The organism is Kocuria dechangensis, from assembly GCF_014636775.1.
GTDB classification, from domain to species: Bacteria; Actinomycetota; Actinomycetes; order Actinomycetales; family Micrococcaceae; genus Kocuria; species Kocuria dechangensis.
Genome location: NZ_BMEQ01000013.1, coordinates 1 through 19,722 on the forward strand (window position 1 = coordinate 1; position 19,722 = coordinate 19,722).

General features: G+C 73.6%; 16 protein-coding genes. 10 read left to right on the forward strand and 6 right to left on the reverse strand.

Annotated features, from left to right (window positions below; genetic code table 11):
• Positions 1-270: 270 nt before the first annotated feature.
• Complete coding sequence (locus tag IEW07_RS12170; protein ID WP_188537618.1) at positions 271-1,761, reverse strand: APC family permease; 1,491 nt, start codon at positions 1,759-1,761, stop codon at positions 271-273.
• Between the two features lie 355 nt (positions 1,762-2,116).
• Here IEW07_RS12170 and IEW07_RS12175 point away from each other — a divergent pair, with 355 nt between their 5' ends.
• Positions 2,117-2,452 (forward strand): rhodanese-like domain-containing protein, encoded by a 336-nt coding sequence (locus IEW07_RS12175; RefSeq protein WP_188537619.1) that lies wholly within the window; start codon positions 2,117-2,119, stop codon positions 2,450-2,452.
• A complete protein-coding gene (gene pheA, locus IEW07_RS12180) occupies positions 2,449-3,384 on the forward strand; it encodes a prephenate dehydratase (RefSeq protein WP_188537620.1) in 936 nt (311 codons plus the stop codon). Before IEW07_RS12175 ends, pheA begins: the two co-directional genes overlap by 4 nt.
• 42 nt (positions 3,385-3,426) lie before the next feature.
• Here pheA and IEW07_RS12185 read toward each other — a convergent pair whose 3' ends face one another.
• On the reverse strand, positions 3,427-4,368 hold the full coding sequence (locus IEW07_RS12185; protein ID WP_188537621.1) for a diacylglycerol/lipid kinase family protein: 942 nt from the start codon (positions 4,366-4,368) through the stop codon (positions 3,427-3,429).
• 99 nt (positions 4,369-4,467) lie between these two features.
• Between IEW07_RS12185 and serS the strand changes: the two genes are divergently transcribed.
• Together serS and IEW07_RS12195 are read left to right on the forward strand one after the other, a co-directional pair.
• Complete coding sequence (gene serS, locus IEW07_RS12190) at positions 4,468-5,772, forward strand: serine--tRNA ligase (protein WP_188537622.1); 1,305 nt, start codon at positions 4,468-4,470, stop codon at positions 5,770-5,772.
• A gap of 74 nt (positions 5,773-5,846) precedes the next feature.
• The gene (locus IEW07_RS12195; RefSeq protein ID WP_229741819.1) at positions 5,847-6,854 is read left to right on the forward strand and encodes an HAD family hydrolase; all 1,008 of its coding nucleotides are present in this window, start codon (positions 5,847-5,849) and stop codon (positions 6,852-6,854) included.
• Here the strand turns inward: IEW07_RS12195 and IEW07_RS12200 are convergent.
• The 4 genes from IEW07_RS12200 to IEW07_RS12215 all read right to left on the reverse strand — a co-directional run bounded on the left by IEW07_RS12200 (position 6,812) and on the right by IEW07_RS12215 (position 12,835).
• Positions 6,812-7,504: a hypothetical protein gene (locus IEW07_RS12200; protein ID WP_229741820.1), complete on the reverse strand. Its 693-nt coding sequence runs from the start codon at positions 7,502-7,504 to the stop codon at positions 6,812-6,814. The genes IEW07_RS12195 and IEW07_RS12200 overlap by 43 nt on opposite strands.
• A 52-nt stretch (positions 7,505-7,556) precedes the next feature.
• Positions 7,557-8,228 carry a hypothetical protein gene (locus tag IEW07_RS12205; protein ID WP_188537623.1) on the reverse strand — a complete coding sequence of 224 codons (672 nt, stop codon included), beginning with the start codon at positions 8,226-8,228 and terminating at the stop codon, positions 7,557-7,559.
• On the reverse strand, positions 8,225-11,848 hold the full coding sequence (locus IEW07_RS12210) for a TM0106 family RecB-like putative nuclease (RefSeq protein ID WP_188537624.1): 3,624 nt from the start codon (positions 11,846-11,848) through the stop codon (positions 8,225-8,227). The genes IEW07_RS12205 and IEW07_RS12210 overlap by 4 nt, the downstream gene beginning before the upstream one ends.
• Before the next feature lie 459 nt (positions 11,849-12,307).
• A complete protein-coding gene (locus IEW07_RS12215; protein WP_188537625.1) occupies positions 12,308-12,835 on the reverse strand; it encodes an inorganic diphosphatase in 528 nt (175 codons plus the stop codon).
• Positions 12,836-13,109: 274 nt separating this feature from the next.
• Here IEW07_RS12215 and IEW07_RS12220 point away from each other — a divergent pair, with 274 nt between their 5' ends.
• From IEW07_RS12220 to folE, 6 genes are all read left to right on the forward strand, one after another.
• A complete protein-coding gene (locus tag IEW07_RS12220; protein WP_188537626.1) occupies positions 13,110-14,279 on the forward strand; it encodes an Rv3626c family coenzyme F420 biosynthesis-associated protein in 1,170 nt (389 codons plus the stop codon).
• 172 nt (positions 14,280-14,451) lie between these two features.
• Positions 14,452-14,943, forward strand: coding sequence for a DNA-binding protein (locus IEW07_RS12225; RefSeq protein ID WP_188537627.1), 492 nt, complete (start codon positions 14,452-14,454; stop codon positions 14,941-14,943).
• A complete protein-coding gene (gene tilS / locus IEW07_RS12230) occupies positions 14,940-16,064 on the forward strand; it encodes a tRNA lysidine(34) synthetase TilS (protein ID WP_188537628.1) in 1,125 nt (374 codons plus the stop codon). The genes IEW07_RS12225 and tilS overlap by 4 nt, the downstream gene beginning before the upstream one ends.
• On the forward strand, positions 16,054-16,605 hold the full coding sequence (hpt, locus tag IEW07_RS12235; RefSeq protein ID WP_188537629.1) for a hypoxanthine phosphoribosyltransferase: 552 nt from the start codon (positions 16,054-16,056) through the stop codon (positions 16,603-16,605). Before tilS ends, hpt begins: the two co-directional genes overlap by 11 nt.
• Positions 16,606-16,875: 270 nt before the next feature.
• Complete coding sequence (gene ftsH, locus IEW07_RS12240; RefSeq protein WP_188537630.1) at positions 16,876-18,960, forward strand: ATP-dependent zinc metalloprotease FtsH; 2,085 nt, start codon at positions 16,876-16,878, stop codon at positions 18,958-18,960.
• Positions 18,961-18,988: 28 nt separating this feature from the next.
• Positions 18,989-19,720, forward strand: coding sequence for a GTP cyclohydrolase I FolE (gene folE, locus IEW07_RS12245; protein ID WP_188537631.1), 732 nt, complete (start codon positions 18,989-18,991; stop codon positions 19,718-19,720).
• Positions 19,721-19,722: the final 2 nt, after the last annotated feature.

Here is a 19,722-nt window from a genome sequence, read left to right on the forward strand (position 1 = left end):
TCGCGCCATTGGCCGTTGATCAGCAGGCCCTTCGGGGTCCTGCCCAGGACCTCCTCGATCCTGTCCTTGATGCCGAGGCCCGGTCGGGCCTGGTCCGTGATGCTCATCGATGAAGCCTCTCTTCTCGACGCAGGGCACCGGGCAACGGTGCCGCAGGGTGCGCCCAAGGGGTGTGGTCGGACGGGCGGGCGACAGCAACGGGCCCGCCCGACCATCGTAAAGGTCCGTGCGACGTCCGCCACGTCGGGGACGTCACCGTGTGACGGCGGGCTAGTCGGCCGGTGCTGCCGGGGTGCTGCCGGCGCGGCGGCGGTCCACCTCGGCGACGAGCCGCTGCTCGGCGTCGGCGCCCGGGCGGATCCCGCGGGGGATGCGGACCAGGAACACCGCCCCGAGCAACCACCACAGCCCGAAGATCGTCCAGGCGGGGGCGCTGAGGAACGCCGGCATCCCGGGCAGGTAGAGGCTGATCAGGGCCAGGCACAGGACGACCGAGAGCACACCGATCGCGATCCCGCCCTGCCCGCGCCCGCCGATCCGGAACGGCCGGTCCATGCCCGGCTCGCGGCGGCGCAGCAGCACGAACACCACGGAGACGAGGGCGTAGGCGATCACGATGGAGGGGGAACCGGAGTCCACGAGCCAGCCGAGCATCTGCGCGCCGAAGAAGGGGGCCACGAAGGAGACGGCGCCCACGAACAGGAGGGCGTTGACCGGTGTTCCGTACTTGGGGTGCAGCCGGCCGAACCACCGGGGGATCATCCGGGAGTTCCCGAGCGCCCAGAGCAGCCGGGAGGCGCCCATGAGCAGGGAGTTCCAGGACGTCAGGATGCCCGCGAGACCGCCGGCGATGAGCAGGTTGGCCACGGCCGTGCTGCTGAACATCGATCCCATGGCGTCGGCGACGGCGATGTCCGCGCCGGCGATGTCCGGTCCGGACATCGCTGAGGACGTGGTGAGAACGACCATGACGTACCACGCCGCGGCGAGCAGGACGGAGACGATGATGGTGCCGCCCAGCTGCTTGGCCGGCAGGTGCATCTCCTCCGAGACCTGCGGGATGACGTCGAAGCCCACGAACAGGAAGGGCACGGTCACGAGCACGAGGAAGAAGCCGGTGGTGCCGGATGTGAAGAAGGGCTCCATGGTGTCGACCGAGCCGCGGGTGAACGCCCCGAAGAGCATCATGAGCCCCACGATCAGCAGGAACAGGATCACGAAGATCTGGACCGTCGACGCGTGCTTGACGCCGCGGATGTTGACCCCCGTGATGACGACGGCGGTGAGCGCCCCCACGAGGGCCCAGGTGAGGTTCACCTCGAAGCCGGCGACGGTCCACAGCGGGATCTGGCTCAGGCCGGGGAAGATGTACTGCACCGTGCGGGGAACGGCCACGGCCTCGAAGGCCACGATGGTGATGTAGCCGCCGGTGATGGCCCACGAGCCGATGAAGGCCCACCGGGCGCCCATGCCGCGCATCAGGTAGTTGTGCTCCCCGCCCGCGTACGGCATGGCGGCGACGAGCTCGCCGTAGACGAGGCCCACGACGGACATGATCAGGCCTCCGGCCAGAAGGGCGAGCACGGCGCCCATGGTCCCGGCCTCGTTGAGCCAGTCGCCGGTGAGGATGACCCAGCCGAAGCCGATCATCGCGCCGAAGCCGAGGGCGATGGCGTCCAGCCGGCCGAGGACCTTCTTGAAGCCGTGGTCCTCGCGGTCCGTGGCGGGCGGCGTCGCGCCCCCGGAGTCGATGGTGCTCATGGGTGGTGTTCCTTCTGTTGCGGACGTGCCCGGAGGACGTCGTGACGAGAGCGCCGCGCGGCACGCCCGGCGGCGAGGCCACAATCTATACGGTTTTTGTTTCGATTCTGTGTGATCGTGTCCGAGTGCGAGGGGTGCCGGCGTGCGGGCACCGCAGGGGCGCCGCCATTGTGACCCATGACACGGTCTCCGGCATAGTCTCGGGGCACAACCTGCGCGACCGTCGGTCCGACCACCGGCGAGCAGATCCGCGACCCCTGACCCCGTGGCGACGGCGCCCCGCTCCGGCGGTCCGGCCTCTCCCCGGCGAACTAGGCTGTTCCCCGAACAACCGATTCCGACGAGAGGACCGACCATGGACAACGTCGACAACCTGCCGAGCGCCTCGGTGGAGGAGATCCCCGAGGGGGCGCAGATCCTGGACGTCCGCGAGGACTTCGAGTGGGAGGCGGGGCACATCGACGGCGCCCGGCACATCCCGCTGGGCCAGCTGCCCGAGCGCTACGGCGAGGTCGTGGCGGACGAGGACGTGTACGTGATCTGCCGGTCCGGCGGGCGCTCCCTCAGGGCCACCGCGTACCTGCTGCAGTACGGCTTCGACCCGGTCAACGTCCTGGGCGGCATGGGCGCGTGGGCGGACGCCGACAAGCCCATGGTGTCCGAGACGGGCGAGACGCCGACCGTCCGTTGAGGTACGCCTACCTGGGGCCCGCGGGAACCTTCACCGAGGCCGCGCTGCTGGGCGTGGAGGGCGCGCGGGAGGCCGAGCGGGTCCCCGTGTCCTCCGTCCCCGTGGCGCTGGCCGCCGTCCGCTCCGGGGACGTCGACGCCGCCATGGTGCCCATCGAGAACTCGGTGGAGGGCGGGGTCACGGCCACGCTGGACGCCATCGCCACGGGCAGCGAGCTGCGCATCGTGCGCGAGGCGCTCGTGCCCATCAGCTTCGTCCTGGTGGCCCCGGCGGGCACGGCGCTGGCCGACGTCCGCGCGGTCTCCACGCACTCCCACGCGTGGGCGCAGGTGCGGGGCTGGATGGATCAGCACCTGCCCGGCGCCGACTACGTCCCCGCGTCCTCCACCGCCGCCGCGGCTCTCGCGCTGCTGCCCGGGCGCGACGTGGGCTTCGACGCCGCGGTGTGCTCGCCCGTCGTCGTCGAGCAGCACCCGGAGCTCGAGGTGCTGGCCGAGAACATCGGCGACAACCAGGGCGCCGTCACCCGGTTCGTCCTGGTGGCCCGCCCCGACGCCCCGCTGCCCCCGCGCACCGGGGCGGACCGCACCACGCTCGTCATCCCGCTGTGGGAGGACCGGGCCGGCGCGCTCATGGAGATCCTGGAGCAGTTCGCCACGCGCGGGGTGAACCTCTCCCGGATCGAGTCCCGCCCCACGGGCAACGTCCTCGGCGAGTACTTCTTCAGCGTGGACGTGGACGGCCACGTCCAGGACGCACGGGTGGCCGACGCCCTCGTGGGCCTGCGCCGGGTCTGCCCCAGCACCCGGTTCCTCGGCTCCTACCAGCGGGCGGACCGGAAGGTCGCGACCGTGGCCCGGCACCACTCGGACGGTGCGTTCCGCGAGGCCCAGGCCTGGGTGGCCGGCCTGCAGGGCGGCGGCCCCCGGTGACGCGCCGCCCTCCCGGGCGGCGCCGGCCCGCGCAGGGGCGGGTCAGTCGGCCTGGGAGGGCGGGACGCGCACGGAGAGCACGCCCGGGAGGATCTGCGACTCGAAGGCCGTGATCAGCCCGGTGCCGTCCCCGTCCACCTGGGACTCGATGGGCTCGTGGAACTCCACGCGCACCTTCTTCGCGGCGAAGAACTCGATCACGGGCAGGTCCCGGCGCTGCCGGAACACGACCTTGGCGGCCATCAGCGCCCACTCGAGGGTGCTGCGCGGGGACATCACGACGATGTCGAGCACGCCGTCGTTGATCTTCGCCTGGGGCACCAGGACCATGCCCGCGGTGAGGATCCCGCAGTTGGCGGCCATCACGGAGCGCACGCGGCGGCTCTGCCACTCGCCGTCGTCGATCCGGAACCGCGCCCAGCGGGGCGCGGCGAACAGGTGCCGGACGCCGGCCTCCCCGTAGGCGGCCCAGCCGACCAGCCGCTTCAGCTCGTCCTTGGTGTCGGTCATGATCTGGGCGTCGAAGCCCGCCCCGCCCATCACGCAGAACGCGTGGTCCTGGACCGACCCGTCCGCGAGCTCCGTGCGGAACGTCGCCATGTCGATGGCCCGCTCCTCCCCGAACAGCGCGATGTCCACGTTGCGGTGCGGGTCCCCGAGGTCCGCCCCCAGGTTGCGGGCCAGGAGGTTGCCCGTGCCCAGCGGCAGCAGCCCGAGCGGGGTGTCGTGCCCCGTGAGCACCTCTGCCACGGAGCGCACCGTGCCGTCGCCCCCGGCGGCGAGCACCAGGTCGAAGCCCTTCTCCATGGCCCTGCGGGTCATGGAGAAGCCGGGGTCGTCCGCCTCGGTCTCGAAGAACACGGGGTCGGGGAACCCTCCCTTGCGGCAGGCGATGATGATCGCGTCCCGGGCGGCGTCGGCCTCGGCCTTGACGGGGTTGATGACGACGGCGACCCGCTGCGGGCCGGCGGGGGTCTCTGTCACGGGTGGGCTCCTCGGGTCGGGGGCGATGCCGGGACGCGGCAGCCTGCGGTGCCGTCAGCCTATCCCGGGCCCCTGCCCGGTCTTGGGTACCCTGTTCAGGTGATCGACATCAACCAGCTCCGTGAGAACCCCGACGTCTTCCGCGCCTCCCAGCGTGCCCGCGGGGCGGACGTCTCCCTGATCGACCGGATCCTGGAGGCGGACGTCGAGCGCCGCAACCTGATCACCCAGCACGAGTCCCTGCGCGCGGAGCAGAACGCCTTCGGCAAGAAGGTCGCCCGCGCCCAGGGCGAGGAGAAGAAGGCCCTGCTCGCCGAGGTGAAGGACCTGGCGGCCCGGGTCAAGGAGGCGCAGTCCGCCGCCGAGGCCGCGAGGGCACGCCAGGACGAGCTGGTGTCCGTCGTCGAGAACCTCGTCCTCGACGGGGTGCCCGTCGGCGGGGAGGACGACTACGCCCTCGTGAAGACCGTCGGGGAGCCCCGCGACTTCGCCGCCGAGGGCTTCGAGCCCCGCGACCACCTCGAGATCGGCGAGCTCGTGGACGGCATCGACATGGAGCGCGGGGCGAAGGTCTCCGGGGCCCGGTTCTACTTCCTCAAGCGGGACATCGCCCGGCTCGAGACCGCGCTGCTGCTCATGGGCCAGGACCAGGCCCTGGACAACGGCTTCGTCCCCATGACCACGCCCAACCTCGTGCGCCCCGAGATCATGAGCGGCACGGGCTTCGACGTCGCCCACTCGGACGAGATCTACCACGTCGGCAAGGACGAGCTGTACCTCGTGGGCACCTCCGAGGTGCCCCTGGCGGGCTACCACGCCGACGAGATCCTCGACCTCTCCGCGGGCCCGCTGCGCTACGCCGGGTGGTCCTCGTGCTACCGGCGCGAGGCCGGCTCCGGCGGCAAGGACACCCGCGGCATCATCCGGGTGCACCAGTTCAACAAGCTCGAGATGTTCGTCTACTGCGCCCCCGAGGACGCCGAGGCCGAGCACGCCAGGATGCTGGCCTGGGAGGAGCAGATGCTCGCCAAGTGCGAGCTGGCCTACCGCGTCATCGACACCGCGGCGGGCGACCTCGGCGCCTCCGCCGCCCGCAAGTTCGACTGCGAGGCGTGGGTGCCCACGCAGGGCCGGTACCGCGAGCTGACCTCGACGTCGAACTGCACCACCTACCAGGCCCGGCGGCTCAACATCCGCGAGCGGATGCCGGACACGACCGGCGACGACGGCAAGGTCCGCAAGGGCGGCACCCGCACGGTCGCCACGCTCAACGGCACGCTCGCGACCACCCGCTGGCTCGTCGCGATCCTGGAGACGCACCAGCAGCCGGACGGCTCCGTGCGCATCCCCGAGGCCCTGCGGCCCTACATGCGGGGCCAGGAGTCCGTCCCCGTCCTGCGCTGAGCCGTCGTCCGGCGTTCGGCCGCAGTTCATCTCATATCGAAATCATGGCCACCCTGTCGGAGTGATGTGGCACCATGTCCCGCATGACAAAGGAAAAGATCGCTGGCACCGAGGACCAGCACGAACTCGTCGGCATCAACTCCACCGTGCCCCTGAAGGTCGAACACTCGGAGGACCTCACGGACACGGCCGGCGGCACCACCGCTCCCGCGCGGGAGCGCTCCGCCGCGGACACCCTGCCCCCGCTGAAGGTCCAGACCCCGCGCTCCAGCGGGTGGACCAAGGAGGCGGGCGTCCAGTACCTCGTCGCCCTCGACGTCGACGGCACGCTCGTCGACCACGACGGCCACATGTCCCCGACCGTCCGGGAGACCGCCGCGGCGGTGCTCGAGGCCGGTCACCACCTGGTCATCTCCACCGGGCGCTCCAAGGGCGCCACCCTGCCCGTGATCGAGCTCATCGGCCAGATGCACGGCTACGCCGTGTGCTCCAACGGCGGCATGACGCTCGAGATCGACCCGGAGCTGCCCGACTACCACCGGGTGCTGGACTGCGTCTCCTTCGACCCGGGCCAGGCCCTGGTGGCGCTCGAGGAGCGGCTCCCCACGGCGAAGTTCGCCCTGGAGACCGACGACGGCAGCTTCTACTCCACGGAGCGGTTCCAGGACGCGTCCTTCGGCATCGAGGCGGTCGGCGTGGACCTGCACGAGCTCGCCGAGATGAAGGCCGTGCGCATGGTCGTCTACAGCACGGAGCACACGCCCGAGGAGTTCGCCTCGGCCATCGACGAGGCCGGCCTGCACGGCGTGACCTACTCGGTGGGCTGGAGCGCCTGGCTCGACATCGCCGCGAACGGCGTGACGAAGGCCAGCGCCCTGGAGCAGATCCGCCGCAAGCTCGGCGTGGACCCCTCCCACACCATCGCCGTGGGGGACGGCCGCAACGACATCGAGATGCTGGACTGGGCCGCCCGGGGCGTCGCCATGGGCCAGGCCCCGGACGAGGTCGCGGCCGTCTGCCACGAGGTCACCCGCACCGTCTACGAGGACGGCGTCGCGGAGGTCCTGCGCTCGCTGCTCTGAGCACCCGCGCCCGCACGGTCCCCGTCCGCCGCGTCCTCGTCGCCCCCGGCCTGCTCGCACAGCTCCAGCAGGCGTGCCGCCGCGGGGCGCACGTCCCACTCCTCCTGCCACAGGGACCGGGCCACCGCCTTGGACACGGCCTGCGGGGTGATGCCGAGCTCGGCGGCCACGACCTTCTGCTGCCCCCGCGCGCCGGGGACGAGGAGGTCGAGGACGCGCCACTCCGCGGCGGTGCGGGAGACCACGATCCGCCCGAGCAGCCGCAGGACGGCCTGCGCGTGGGCGGCCGCCGGCCCGTCGTCCGCCGCGACGCCGACGGGGACCCGCCCGCCCGAGCGCGCGGCCTCGGCGGCGCGGCGGGCGTGGACCGTGCCCGGTCCGTCGGCGCGCAGGCCGGGCCGTCCCTGCCCATCGGTCGCGGTCTCCAGCCGGACCGCCCCCACGCCGATGCCCACGCTCCAGGCCCCGCCGCGCAGTCCGGCGAGCGCGGCGGCGACCGCGGCGTGCGGTTCGGCGACGATGCCCTGCAGCGCGTCCGGCCGGGCCCGCTGGAACGGCACCACGGCGTCCAGGTCCGCGAGGAGACGCAGCAGCGAGGGCACGGGGTCGCCGGGCGCGCCCGGGCGCTGGTCAAGGGTGACGACGTACACGCTCCCAGTATCGGGCACGGGCCCGGCGGAGCGGGGGCGGCGCGGCCCGGGGTCACTCCCAGAAGCGGGGCTCCACGTCCACCCCGTGGGCGATCAGCTCGTCCTCGAGCGGCTCCCGGCAGATCACCGGCAGGCGCAGGCACCCGATCCGGTCGTCGGGGCCGAAGTAGGCGGTGAGCCGGTCGAAGCCCAGCCGGAAGCGGGCGAGGTCCTTGCCCAGCTCGGCGACCTCCATCAGATCGGCGTCGGAGCCGAGCACCCAGAACGTCTCGGGGTCGGTGAGCTGGAGCAGGCCCACGGACGCCCCGGCGTCGTTGTTCTCCGTGCCCGCCCACCCCGGCACGCGCAGCCACCCGCCGGGCCCGGCGGCGCCCAGGGCGGGGGCCACCGGGTCGTACTCCCAGGCCCGGGCCCGCTGCAGCCACGCGGGCGGGGCGGGCAGGTAGAGGGGGCCGTCGAGGTCCACGGGCCACCGCGCGGACGCGAAGACCCCGGCGTCCACCCGGTCCCAGAACGAGGCGCGGGCGAGGTCCGTGCCCACGCTGTTGACCACCGCGCCCGGGTCCTGGGCGCGCATGCCGTGCCAGTACGTGGGGCGCGTCTCGGCCCCCGCGCCGCGCAGCAGCACGTCGAGCTCCTCGAGGTGGGCCGGCTCCCCGAGCACCACGGTCCGGGCCTCGAAGTGCAGGACGTAGGGCACCCGCTCCGGGCTCCTGTCGCTCACGCCGACCCCGCCGGCTCCCCGTGGCGGCACAGCCGGGTGAACCGCCCGAGCACCTGCAGGCCCTCCGGGGTGGTGGGCAGGTAGTCGGTCAGGGCGGGGGAGCGGACCACGACGGCGCACCACTGGCCCCGCGAGACGGCCACGTTGAGCCGGTTGGGCATGAGCAGGAACTCCATGCCGCGGGGGCCCTCGGCGGCCGAGGCCGCCATGGACACGATCACCACGGGCGCCTCCTGGCCCTGGAAGCGGTCCACGGTGCCCACCCGGACGCCGAGCCCGTCGGCGTCGCGCAGCCCGGCGGCCTCTAGGGCCTGGCCGACGAGGTCGACCTGGGCGTTGTAGGCGGCGACCACCAGGACGTCCTCGGGGCGCAGGGCCACGGGGCCGGCGTCCGGGACGGGGCGCCACGGGGTCCCGATGAACTCCCCGGCCAGCTCCACGACGCGCGCGGCCTCCTCCGGGGAGGCGGTGACGTTGCCGGTGTGGGCGACGTAGCAGGTCCGCAGGCCCGGTGCCACACCGGTCAGCTCCCGGCGGCCGGCCGCCGGCGCCGAGCCCAGCCGCCCGGCGTAGGACAGCTCGGAGACCGGCTCGCACAGCCGGGGGTGCATCCGCCACGTGCGGTCCAGGAAGTAGCCGTGCTCCGCCGGCAGCGTGGGGGAGCCGTGGGAGAGCCAGCCCAGGGCGGACTCGTCGACGGGCAGGGGGTGGGTCCCCTGGGAGACCTGGGGCAGCTGCTGCGGGTCCCCGAGCAGCAGCAGCCGGGGCGCGGCCCGGGACACGGCCAGCGTGTTGGCCAGGGAGAACTGCCCGGCCTCGTCCACCACCAGCAGGTCCAGGGCCTCGTCGTCGAGGTTCTTGGCGCTGGAGAAGTCCCAGGCCGTGCCGCCGAGGACGGCTCCGCCCTCGTCCAGGAACCGGCCGAAGTCCTTGCCCGCGACCTTCTGCCACGGCACCTGCCGGTCCGCGGGCTCGCCCGAGGGAGGCTTCTTCCCGATCCGGGCCGGGTCCACCCCGCCCCTGCCGGCGACGCCCGCGAGCAGGTTCTCGACGACGGCGTGGGACTGCGCCACCACGCCGATCCGCCACCCCGCGTGCACGAGGCGGCCGATCACGTGGGAGCCCAGGAACGTCTTGCCGCTGCCGGGGGGACCCTGGACGGCCACGCAGCCGCGCTCGACGGCGCCCAGGGCCCGCACCACGGCGTCGATCGTGCCGTCGGGCCCGTCGTGGGGGACGGGCAGGGGGCCGCCGCCGGCCTGGCGCGGGGGCTGCCGGCGCAGCAGCTCGAGGCCGGGGTGCTCGGGCAGCGACGGGAGGGCGTCGGCCGTGCGGGCGGCCAGGGCCTGCAGGGACTCCTCGAGGGACTTCGTGGCGATCGGCTGGCCGGGGGTGAGGGCGATCGGCAGGTCGGGCCACGGCTCGGGGGCGGGGGCGTCCTTCGGCGTGCGCAGCCGCTCCCGCACGACGAGCACGGCGGTGCCGTCCTCGTGCTCCTCGAGCTCCTCGAGGGTCGCGGTCCACTCGCCGGAGCGGCCGCTGCCGCGCCGGCCGGCGTCCTCGGCCAGCTGCGCCGGCACCGGCGGGCCGTACATCAGGAACAGGCCGCCGGTCCCCGGCTTGAGGGCGGAGCCCTCGCCGAGCCGCCCGGAGGCGCGCAGCAGGCGGGTGGGGGCGGCGCGCGGCCGCTCCGGGTCCTTCGCCCAGTCCTGGAGCACCTCCGCCCGCTGCACCACGAAGACGTCGCGGGTGTCCTCCCAGTCCTCGGCCGGCGCCTCGAGCCGGTCGAAGTGGGACCACCAGAACTGCTTGCGCTCGCGGCGGTGGTAGCCGGTGGCGGAGGCGACCATGGCCACGGCGGTGCGCTCGTCCGCGCTCAGCAGGTCCAGGGCGGCGGGGTCGTCGAGGAATGCGCGCAGCCGCTGCTCGGCGTCGGGCACCTCCTCGCCGGGGACCGGGCCGGGCAGCTCGAGGGCCTGCTGCGCGGGGGTCGCCCGGTGGTCGGCGGGGTCGGGGGAGATCCCGGCCAGGCCCAGCAGCCAGTCCCGCAGCCGCAGGGTCGAGAGGCAGTCGTACTCGTTGTACCCGGCGATGCCCGCGAGGATCCGCCGCGCCTCCCCGGCGCGCCCGGCGTCCCGGGCGGCGCAGTGGTCCGCGTAGGCCACCACGGACGCGCCGGCGTCGACGACGTCCCCGGACCGCAGGTGCCCGCCCATGTAGAGCGGCTCGAGCTTCTTGATGGAGTACGAGCTCTCGGACAGCCGCAGGCTCCCGCGCACGGTGTCGTAGAGGTCCACCAGGACGTTCTCCCGCAGCAGCTCGTCCACGGCGTCCTCGCCCACGGCGTGGACCAGGGAGAGGCGGCGCAGGGCGGCCTTCTCGTAGTTGGCGTAGTGGTAGACGTGCATCCCCGGGTGGGTCCTGCGCCGCTCGGCCACGTACTCCAGGAAGTCCCGCAGGGCCTCGCGCTCCTGCTCCCGGGAGTGCGCCCAGAAGGGGCGGAAGACCGGGCGGGCGCCGGGGGCGGAGGGCTGCTCGACGACGCCGAAGAGGTACTCCAGCCCCCAGGACGTCGGGTCGTCCGGGTCCTGCCACAGGGGGTCGCCCTCGAAGTCGAAGAAGACGTCGCCGGGGTCCGGGGCGGGCAGCCGCCGGAGGGGGTCCGTGCTGAGCACCCGGTAGGCCACCCTGCGGGCCCGGCCGTCCCGGACGTACTCCACGGCGCCGTCCTCCCCGCCGCGCCCGGTCTGCATCGCAGCCTGGTCGCGCAGCCGGCGCACCGCGGCGGGCAGGCGCCCGCCGAGCGCCGCGAGCTCGTCGATCGTGCGGACCCCGTGCCGCTCGCGCAGCGTGCGGCGCATCCGCACGGACATGCCCGCGGTCAGCAGCAGGTCCCGGTGCTCGGCGACGGCCCGCTCGCAGCGCTCGCACCGGCCGCAGCGGGCGACGTCGTCGTCCTGCCAGTCCACGGGACCGGTGCGCGCCCGGTGGGCGGCGGCCGCCGCCTCGAACCGCTCCCGGCGCTCGCGGTAGACGGCCAGGTACTCGGAGACGGGGAAGACGGCCTCGCGCTGGTCGCCGAGCACGAGGGTGACCTCGGGGGCCACGGCCACGCCGGCGCGCTCGAGCTGGTCGGCGTAGGCGGCCAGCTGGAGCAGGGCGGTGACCTTCGCGTGCCGGGCGAGCTTGGTGTCGTGCACGGCGTAGGAGCCGTCGGGGCGGCGGACCAGGAAGTCGGCGCGGCCGTGGAAGCTGCCGTCGAAGAACGAGGCCTGGAAGACGACGTCGGCGCCGCGGCGCACGGCGTCGAGGGACTCGGCGTGCTTGGCCGTCAGCTCCGCCCGGTCCATGGCCCGGGCCGGCTCCACCTCGTGGACGCCCCGGCCGGTCGCGGGGTCCCAGGGGCCGAACGCCTCCCGGTGGGCGGCCAGCACACGGTGCTCGTGCGCGTCGCCGAGCTCGGCGGTGCGGGCCAGCATGGCGTCCCGCTCCTCGGCCCGCCGCGGGGACCGGCCCAGCTTCTCGTCCAGGACGCACAGGTTCGCGTACGGGCACTCGGCCGCGCGCACCAGGTCGCTCGCGGACCAGACGAGGTCGGCCTCGGGCCCCAGCAGGAACATGCGTCTCCTCCCACGTCGCCGGGTCCGTCCCGGGTCCGGCTCCATCGAACCACAGGGACCGGACGTCACAAGGGGCGGGCCGCTCGGGGCGGTGGGGACGGGGATCGGCCGGCAGGTCGCAGACCTGCCGGCCGACTCCCGGTGCCCGGGAGAACCGGGCCCACCGGGATGGGCCGGGAGAAGTCGATGGGATGCGGCGCGGGTGGGGGGACCCCCGCCGCCACCGGGCACCTCGCGGGTGCTCTCCGGCGACCTCGATCCCGGCCGGCGGCCCGGACGCCGATGGGGGGATGCGTCCTGGGCCGACGGGCCGGCTGAGCCGGCCGCTTCCGAATATAGCTGAATTCATGGATTTGCGAAGAGCTAATATCGTCCGTGACGCCCCGCGCACGGACGCCCCGGCACGGCAGGGGCCGGGGACCCGTCCGGTCCCCGGCCCCGCGCGGTCCTGCGGCTCGCTCAGTCGGTGGAGGCGGCCTTCGCCTCGGCCTCCGCGGCGGACTCGTAGTGGGACTGCTCGAAGCGCTCCTGCGCCTCCACGACGAGGCGCTCGGCGGTCTCCTTGCCCTCCCAGCCCTCGCCCTTGACCCACTTGTTGGGCTCGAGGTCCTTGTAGCGCTCGAAGAAGTGCTGGATCTCCTTCTGCTTGAACTCGTCGATGTCGTCGAGGCCCTGGATGTGGTCGTAGCGCTTGTCGGTGGACACGCAGAGGATCTTCGCGTCCCCGCCGGCCTCGTCGTTCATGTTGAACACGGCGATGGGCCGGGCCTCGACGATCACGCCGGGCACGATGTCGAAGTCGAGCAGCACGAGGGCGTCCAGGGGGTCGCCGTCCTCGCCCAGGGTGTCCTCGAAGTAGCCGTAGTGCGCGGGGTACTGCATCGACGTGAACAGGACGCGGTCCAGGCGCAGCCGGCCGGTCTCGTGGTCGATCTCGTACTTGACGCGCGACCCGCGGGGGATCTCGATGGTGACGTCCATCTCCATGGTGTTTCTCCTCGTGCTGGGACATTGCTGACGGCGGCCGGACACGGCCGCACCACCCCGCCGGGGTGGGGCAGATCGCTCCCCACGATAGTCGGGGCCCGCGGACGGCGTTAACCGCGGCGGCGGTGTCGCAGGGCGCGGGCCCCGGCCGCGGCCGGCGGCCCCTGCGCCCCCGGCCGGCCCTGGATCCGGGCCCGGCGCCGCGTGTGACGAGGTGCGTCGGCGGCCCCGCCGCCCCACGGAAGCTCCCAGCCGCGTGTGGTTGCATGAGGGGATGAGCGCAGCCGACCGCACTGCTGACCGCACCGCCGACCCCGTCCCGGCCGCCGAGGCGCCGGGGATCGTCCGGTGGGATCTCGCCGCCTCCGCCGCCGCCCGGATCACCCCGGCCGGGCCCAAGCTCTCCGCCCGCGCCATGGAGGAGGCCGTGGCCTCCCTGCGCCGGCACGCCGAGACCTCCGTGGACCACGTCCACCGGATCTCCGGGCTCGAGGCCGCGCGGGACCTGAGGGACTCCACGGTCCTGGTGGTGGACCGGGCCGGGTGGTCGCGGGCCAACGCCCAGACCTTCCAGGTGCTCATGGAACCGGCGGTGCAGGCGCTGCGCCGGCGCCGGCCGGAGCAGTTCGGCGCCGCCGCCACCGCGCTCGGCGGGACGGCCACGGCGATGGAGATGGCCGCGCTGCTGGGCTTCCTCTCCGCGAAGGTCCTCGGCCAGTACGACCCGTACGCGGGCCTGGTCTCCGCCATCGCCGCGCAGCGCCACCCGGGCGGGCGGCTGATGCTCGTGGCGCCCAACATCCTCACCGTCGAGCGGGAGATCAACGTGGAGCCGGAGGACTTCCGGCTCTGGGTGTGCCTGCACGAGCAGACCCACCGGGTGCAGTTCGCGGCCGCGCCGTGGCTGCGCGAGCACATGATGGGCCAGATCCAGGAGCTCGCCGACTCCCTGATGGACCAGGCGGAGTCCCTCGGCGCACGCCTCTCGGAGGCCGTCCGCTCCCTCACCGGGCGGTCCGGGGAGCGCGCCGAGCCGCAGCCCTCGATCGGCGTGGTGGGCCTGCTCATGGGGCCCCGGGAGAAGGAGATCCTCTCCCACCTCACCGCCGTCATGAGCCTGCTGGAGGGCCACGCCAACTTCGTGATGGACGGGGTGGACTCCTCCGTCGTGCCCTCCGTCAAGACCATCCGGCGCCGCTTCGAGCGCCGCTCCGAGCTGCAGGGAGCCCTCGACCGGTTCGTGCGCCGGCTGCTCGGCATGGACGCCAAGATGCGGCAGTACAGCGACGGCCAGCGCTTCGTCCGGGCCGTCGTCGACGCGGCGGGCCTCGAGCAGTTCAACCGGATCTGGGACGCGCCCGAGCTCCTGCCCACGGAGGCCGAGATCCACGCCCCCGAGCGCTGGATCGCCCGCGTCGTGGGGGACGGGGACCGGCTCTCCTGACCCCCCGGGAGGCCCCCTCCCGGGGAGCTTCCGGGCAGATGTGGTAGGCGCCGTCGACCCCCTGCTGACATGCGAATTCATCGAGATGTCACCACTTCGGGGCGGCGTGTCGTCGCTGGTCACAGCGCGACACTTGATAGGTGGCGTCACAATTGTGTGCCAAGATCAACGTGTGAGCACAGAGAACATCGAACAGCAGGTCAAGCTGTACGGGCAGCCGCTTTCGGAGCGCTTCAGCACCGTCGTGCAGGCCTACGGGATCACCCAGCGGCGGCTGGCCGAGGTTCTCGGTCTCTCCGCCCCCATGCTGTCGCAGCTCAACAGCGGGCGACGGATCAAGATCGGCAACCCGGCGGTCTACGAGCGCCTGGTCATGCTCGAGCAGCGGATCGGCACCCCGGACATCGAGGAGGTCCTCTCCGAGGTCGAGGCCTCGCAGCCGGTGCTCTCCACCACGCAGATCCAGGCCGGCATCCACAGCGAGACCAACGCGGTCGCCGCCCTCGCCACCGTGGTGCCGCAGCCCGAGCTCGAGGTGGCCGTCGGCCTCCTCGAGGAGGCCGCGCCCACTCTCGCCAAGGTCGTGCGCCTGGCCGTGCGCGAGGCCCAGAACCAGCAGGCCGCCTCGGCGCGGGAGGACGCCCGCCAGGACGCCCGCGGGTGACCCAGTTCGCCCGCCGCGGCCGGCTGTCCCCGGACGTCGCCGCGGGGCGCCGCCGCGTGCTCGACGCCGTCCGCCGCCACGTCCCGCCCCCGGCCCCCGGCGGGCTCCCGCTCGTCCTGGTCGCCTGCAGCGGCGGCCCCGACTCCCTCGCGCTCGCCGCCACCGCGGCCCACTTCGCCCGCCGCGGCACGCTGCGCGTGGGCGGCGTCGTGGTCGACCACGGGCTGCAGGAGGGCTCCGCCGAGGTCGCGGCCCGCACCGCCCGCACCCTCGAGGATCTGGGCCTCGCCCCGGTCGCCGTGACGGCCGTGACCGTCGAACGGGACGGGAGCGGCCCCGAGATGGCCGCCCGCACCGCCCGCTACCGGGGGATCGCCGACGTCGTGGCCCGCACCCGGGCCGACGCCGTCCTGCTGGGCCACACCCTCGACGACCAGGCCGAGTCCGTGCTCCTGGGCCTGGCCCGCGGCTCCGGCACGCGCTCGCTCGCCGGGATGCCCCCGGCGCGCACGCTCGACGGCGTGACCTACCTGCGGCCCTTCCTCGACCTCTCCCGGGAGCAGACCCTGGAGATCTGCGCCGCGGAGCAGCTCCGGCCCTGGCACGACCCCACGAACCACGACACCTCCCTGATGCGCTCCCGGGTCCGCCATCGCATCCTGCCCCTGCTCGAGGCCGAGCTGGGACCGGGCCTGGCCCGGGCGCTGGCCCGGTCCGCCGCCATCCTGGGCCCCGACGCGGACTGCCTGGACGAGGCCGCCCACGACGTGCTGGCCCGCGCCCGGTCCGCCGCCCCGGCGGGCGGCTCCCTGGTCCTGGACCTGGCCGTGCTCCAGGAGGCGCACCCCGCCCTGCGCCGCCGCGCGCTGTCCGCGGCGGTGGTCGCGGCCGGCGGGGAGACCCCCGCCTACGAGCGGCTCCAGGCGCTGGACTGCCTGGCCGAGGGTCGCGGGGCGGCCGGGCCGGTGCAGATGGCGGGTAAGGTGTCCGTGTGGCGCAGGCGCCCGCCGGCCGGCACGCGCGGTCCCGGGCACCTCGAGCTCGTCGGCCCGCGTCCCGCGGGAGCCGCCACCGAACCCGCACCCGATTCCGCATCGCACGAGGAGCGCCGTGAAGGCTGAGGACGTCCAGGGGGATCTCACCGAGGTCCTGTTCACGAAGGAAGAGATCCAGGCGAAGATCGCCGAGCTCGCCGCGGCGGTGGACGCCGACTACCGGGGTCGCGACGTCCTGCTCGTGGGCGTGCTCAAGGGAGCGGTGATGGTCATGGCCGACCTGTGCCGTGCGCTCCAGGGCCAGTACCCCATGGACTGGATGGCCGTGTCCTCCTACGGGTCCGGCACGAAGTCCTCCGGCGTGGTGCGGATCCTCAAGGACCTCGACACCGACCTGAGCGGCCGTGACGTGCTCATCGTCGAGGACATCATCGACTCCGGGCTCACCCTGTCCTGGCTGCGAGCGAACCTGCGCTCCCGCCGGGCCGCCTCCGTGGAGATCTGCGCCCTGCTGCGCAAGCCGGAGGCCGCGAAGACCCCCATCGACGTCAAGTACGTGGGCTGGGACATCCCCAACGAGTTCGTGGTGGGCTACGGGCTCGACTACGACGAGAAGTACCGCAACCTGGACTGCATCGCGACCCTCGCCCCGCACGTCTACGAGTGAGCGCCCGGCGGTGACCGTCCGGCCGTGACCGCCGCGGCCCCACCCGCCCGCAGCGAGGGTCGCCCGTGAGCCCGCCGGGAGGACGCTGGAGCTCCGCCGCACGCGGGCTCCGGGCCGGGCGGCTGTCCGCTGACAGGGAACTCACGGGCGGCTCCGGGCGTCCCCGCGTGCGCGGGCTGTACATTGTAGGTCTGCGTCCCCTGGACACCCGGACCCCGGAGGGCACCGGCCCGAGGGGGCCGGACTACCATCCACGGGAGGATCAGCGGCTTGGCCACGGCGAAAAAACCCACCAACTTCTTCAGGGGACCCTGGTTCTGGGTGCTCCTGGGCGTCCTGGTCCTGTTCCCGATCGTGGGCTCGCTCACGACCGGCGGCGGCGGCCGCGTGGACACCAACGTGGGCCTCGAGCTGCTCCAGGACAACAAGGTCTCCGAGGCCAAGATCTACGACGGCCAGCAGAAGGTGGAGCTCCAGCTGAAGGAGGACCTCACCCTCGACGGCCGCGAGCTCGGGCGCAACGTGGAGTTCTTCTACGTCGCCCCGCGCGGCGACGAGGTCGTCGAGGCGATGAACGCCGCCGACCTCGAGGGCTTCACGGACCAGCCGGTCGAGAACAACTGGTTCACCGGCCTGCTCAGCTTCCTGCTGCCGTTCCTCATCATCCTCGCGATCTTCTGGTTCGTGTTCTCCCGCATGCAGGGCGGCGGGTCCCAGGTCATGCGCTTCGGGCGGTCCCGGGCCAAGATGTTCGACAAGGACAACCCCACGGTCACCTTCGCGGACGTCGCCGGCGCGGACGAGGCCGTCCAGGAGCTCGACGAGATCAAGCAGTTCCTGGTGGAGCGCGAGCGCTTCACCGCGCTCGGGGCCAAGGTCCCCAAGGGCGTGCTGCTCTACGGTCCCCCCGGCACCGGCAAGACCCTGCTCGCCCGGGCGGTGGCCGGCGAGGCCGGCGTCCCGTTCTTCTCCATCTCGGGCTCCGACTTCGTCGAGATGTTCGTGGGCGTGGGCGCCTCCCGGGTGCGCGACCTGTTCCAGCAGGCCAAGGAGAACGCCCCCGCGATCATCTTCGTGGACGAGATCGACGCCGTGGGCCGCCAGCGCGGCGCCGGCATGGGCGGCGGCAACGACGAGCGCGAGCAGACCCTCAACCAGCTGCTCGTGGAGATGGACGGCTTCGACGCCACCACCAACGTCATCCTCATCGCGGCGACCAACCGTCCCGACGTCCTCGACCCGGCGCTGCTGCGCCCGGGCCGCTTCGACCGCCAGATCGGCGTGGACGCCCCGGACATGAAGGGCCGCCTGCAGATCCTCCGGGTGCACTCCCAGGGCAAGCCGCTGGCGCAGAACGTGGACCTGGCCTCCGTGGCCAAGCGCACCCCCGGCTTCACCGGCGCCGAGCTGGCGAACGTCATGAACGAGGCGGCCCTGCTGACCGCCCGCTCCCACGCCCAGCTCATCGACGACCGCGCCGTGGACGAGGCGATCGACCGCGTGATCGCCGGCCCGCAGAAGCGCAGCCGCATCATGAAGGAGCTCGAGCGCAAGGTCACCGCGTACCACGAGGGCGGGCACGCGCTCGTGGCCGCGGCCCTGCGGAACACGGACCCGGTCACCAAGATCACGATCCTGCCGCGCGGCCGGGCCCTGGGCTACACCATGGTCATGCCCCTGGACGACAAGTACTCGACGACCCGCAACGAGCTGCTCGACCAGATGGCCTACGCCATGGGCGGGCGCGCCGCCGAGGAGATCGTGTTCCGGGACCCGTCCACGGGCGCGTCCAACGACATCCAGAAGGCCACGGACACCGCGCGCAAGATGGTCACCCAGTACGGGATGAGCGCCCGCGTCGGGTCGATCAAGCTGGGCGGGGACCACTCCGAGCCGTTCCTCGGCCGGGACGCCGCGGGTGGGGGCCGGGAGTACTCCGAGCGCACCGCCGCGATCGTCGACGAGGAGGTGCGGGCCCTGCTCGAGCAGGCCCACGACGAGGCGCACGCCATCCTCATGGACAACCGGGAGGTGCTCGACCGGCTGGCCCTCGAGCTGCTCGAGCGCGAGACGCTCAACGAGGCGCAGATCGCGGACCTCTTCCGCGACGTCCGCAAGCGGGACCTGCGCCCCGTGTGGCTGTCCAAGGACTCCCGCCCGACCTCCGACGTCCCGCCCGTGGTCACCCAGGCGGAGCGCGAGGAGGCCCGGCGGCTGCACGCCCAGGACCCCGCCACCCTCGCCCCGCAGGACCAGGCGGCGGCCGCGAGCCCCGAGCACCCGATCGAGGTGCCGGAGCGCGGGCACTCCGTCCCGCCCGGGGAGGGCGCGGGCTCCAGCAGCACCACCGCCTGAGCCGGTCGCGGGCGGGCGGTGTCCTAGGATGGAGCGACGGCCTGCCGCGACCCGCCGGCCGGCCCCGGAGACCCCGAAGGAGCGCTCGTTGCCGCACGAGGCCAGCACGAACGACCCCGCCGCGACCGAGTGGCACCCGCCGGCGTTCGAGCCGCCGTACCCCGATCCGGACCCCGCTCTCGAGGCCGGGGCCGGGCGCGTGGACCAGGTGCGCGTGGCCGCGGCGGTGCGCGAGCTGCTGCTGGCCATCGGCGAGGACCCGGACCGGGACGGGCTGCAGGGCACCCCGGGCCGGGTGGCGCGGGCGTGCGCGGAGATGTTCGCGGGCCTGCACCAGGACCCGGCGGAGGTGCTCGGCACGACCTTCGACATCGGCCACTCCGAGATGGTCCTCGTCAAGGACATCCCCTTCTACTCCACCTGCGAGCACCACCTGGTCCCGTTCCACGGCCACGCCCACGTGGGCTACATCCCCGGCCACGACGGGATGGTCACGGGCCTGAGCAAGCTCGCCCGGCTCGTGGACCTCTACGCCCGGCGCCCGCAGGTCCAGGAGCGGCTGACCACGCAGATCGTCGACGCCATCGTGGAGCACCTCAAGCCGGCCGGCGTCATCGTGGTCGTGGAGTGCGAGCACCTGTGCATGTCCATGCGCGGGGTCCGCAAGCCGGGCGCGAGGACCGTCACCTCGGCCGTCCGCGGGCAGCTCCGGGAGACCGCGACCCGGGCCGAGGCCATGAGCCTGATCCTGGGGCGCTGACC

What these genes read in the sequence shown, in the direction of transcription:
- IEW07_RS12195 (WP_229741819.1), top strand. Translation starts at nt 5,847, where the DNA reads ATGTCCCGCATGACAAAGGAAAAGATCGCTGGCACCGAGGACCAGCAC.
- IEW07_RS12170 (WP_188537618.1), bottom strand. Translation starts at nt 1,761, where the DNA reads ATGAGCACCATCGACTCCGGGGGCGCGACGCCGCCCGCCACGGACCGC.
- IEW07_RS12210 (WP_188537624.1), bottom strand. Translation starts at nt 11,848, where the DNA reads ATGTTCCTGCTGGGGCCCGAGGCCGACCTCGTCTGGTCCGCGAGCGAC.
- IEW07_RS12215 (WP_188537625.1), bottom strand. Translation starts at nt 12,835, where the DNA reads ATGGAGATGGACGTCACCATCGAGATCCCCCGCGGGTCGCGCGTCAAG.
- IEW07_RS12220 (WP_188537626.1), top strand. Translation starts at nt 13,110, where the DNA reads ATGAGCGCAGCCGACCGCACTGCTGACCGCACCGCCGACCCCGTCCCG.
- folE (WP_188537631.1), top strand. Translation starts at nt 18,989, where the DNA reads ATGGAGCGACGGCCTGCCGCGACCCGCCGGCCGGCCCCGGAGACCCCG.
- IEW07_RS12175 (WP_188537619.1), top strand. Translation starts at nt 2,117, where the DNA reads ATGGACAACGTCGACAACCTGCCGAGCGCCTCGGTGGAGGAGATCCCC.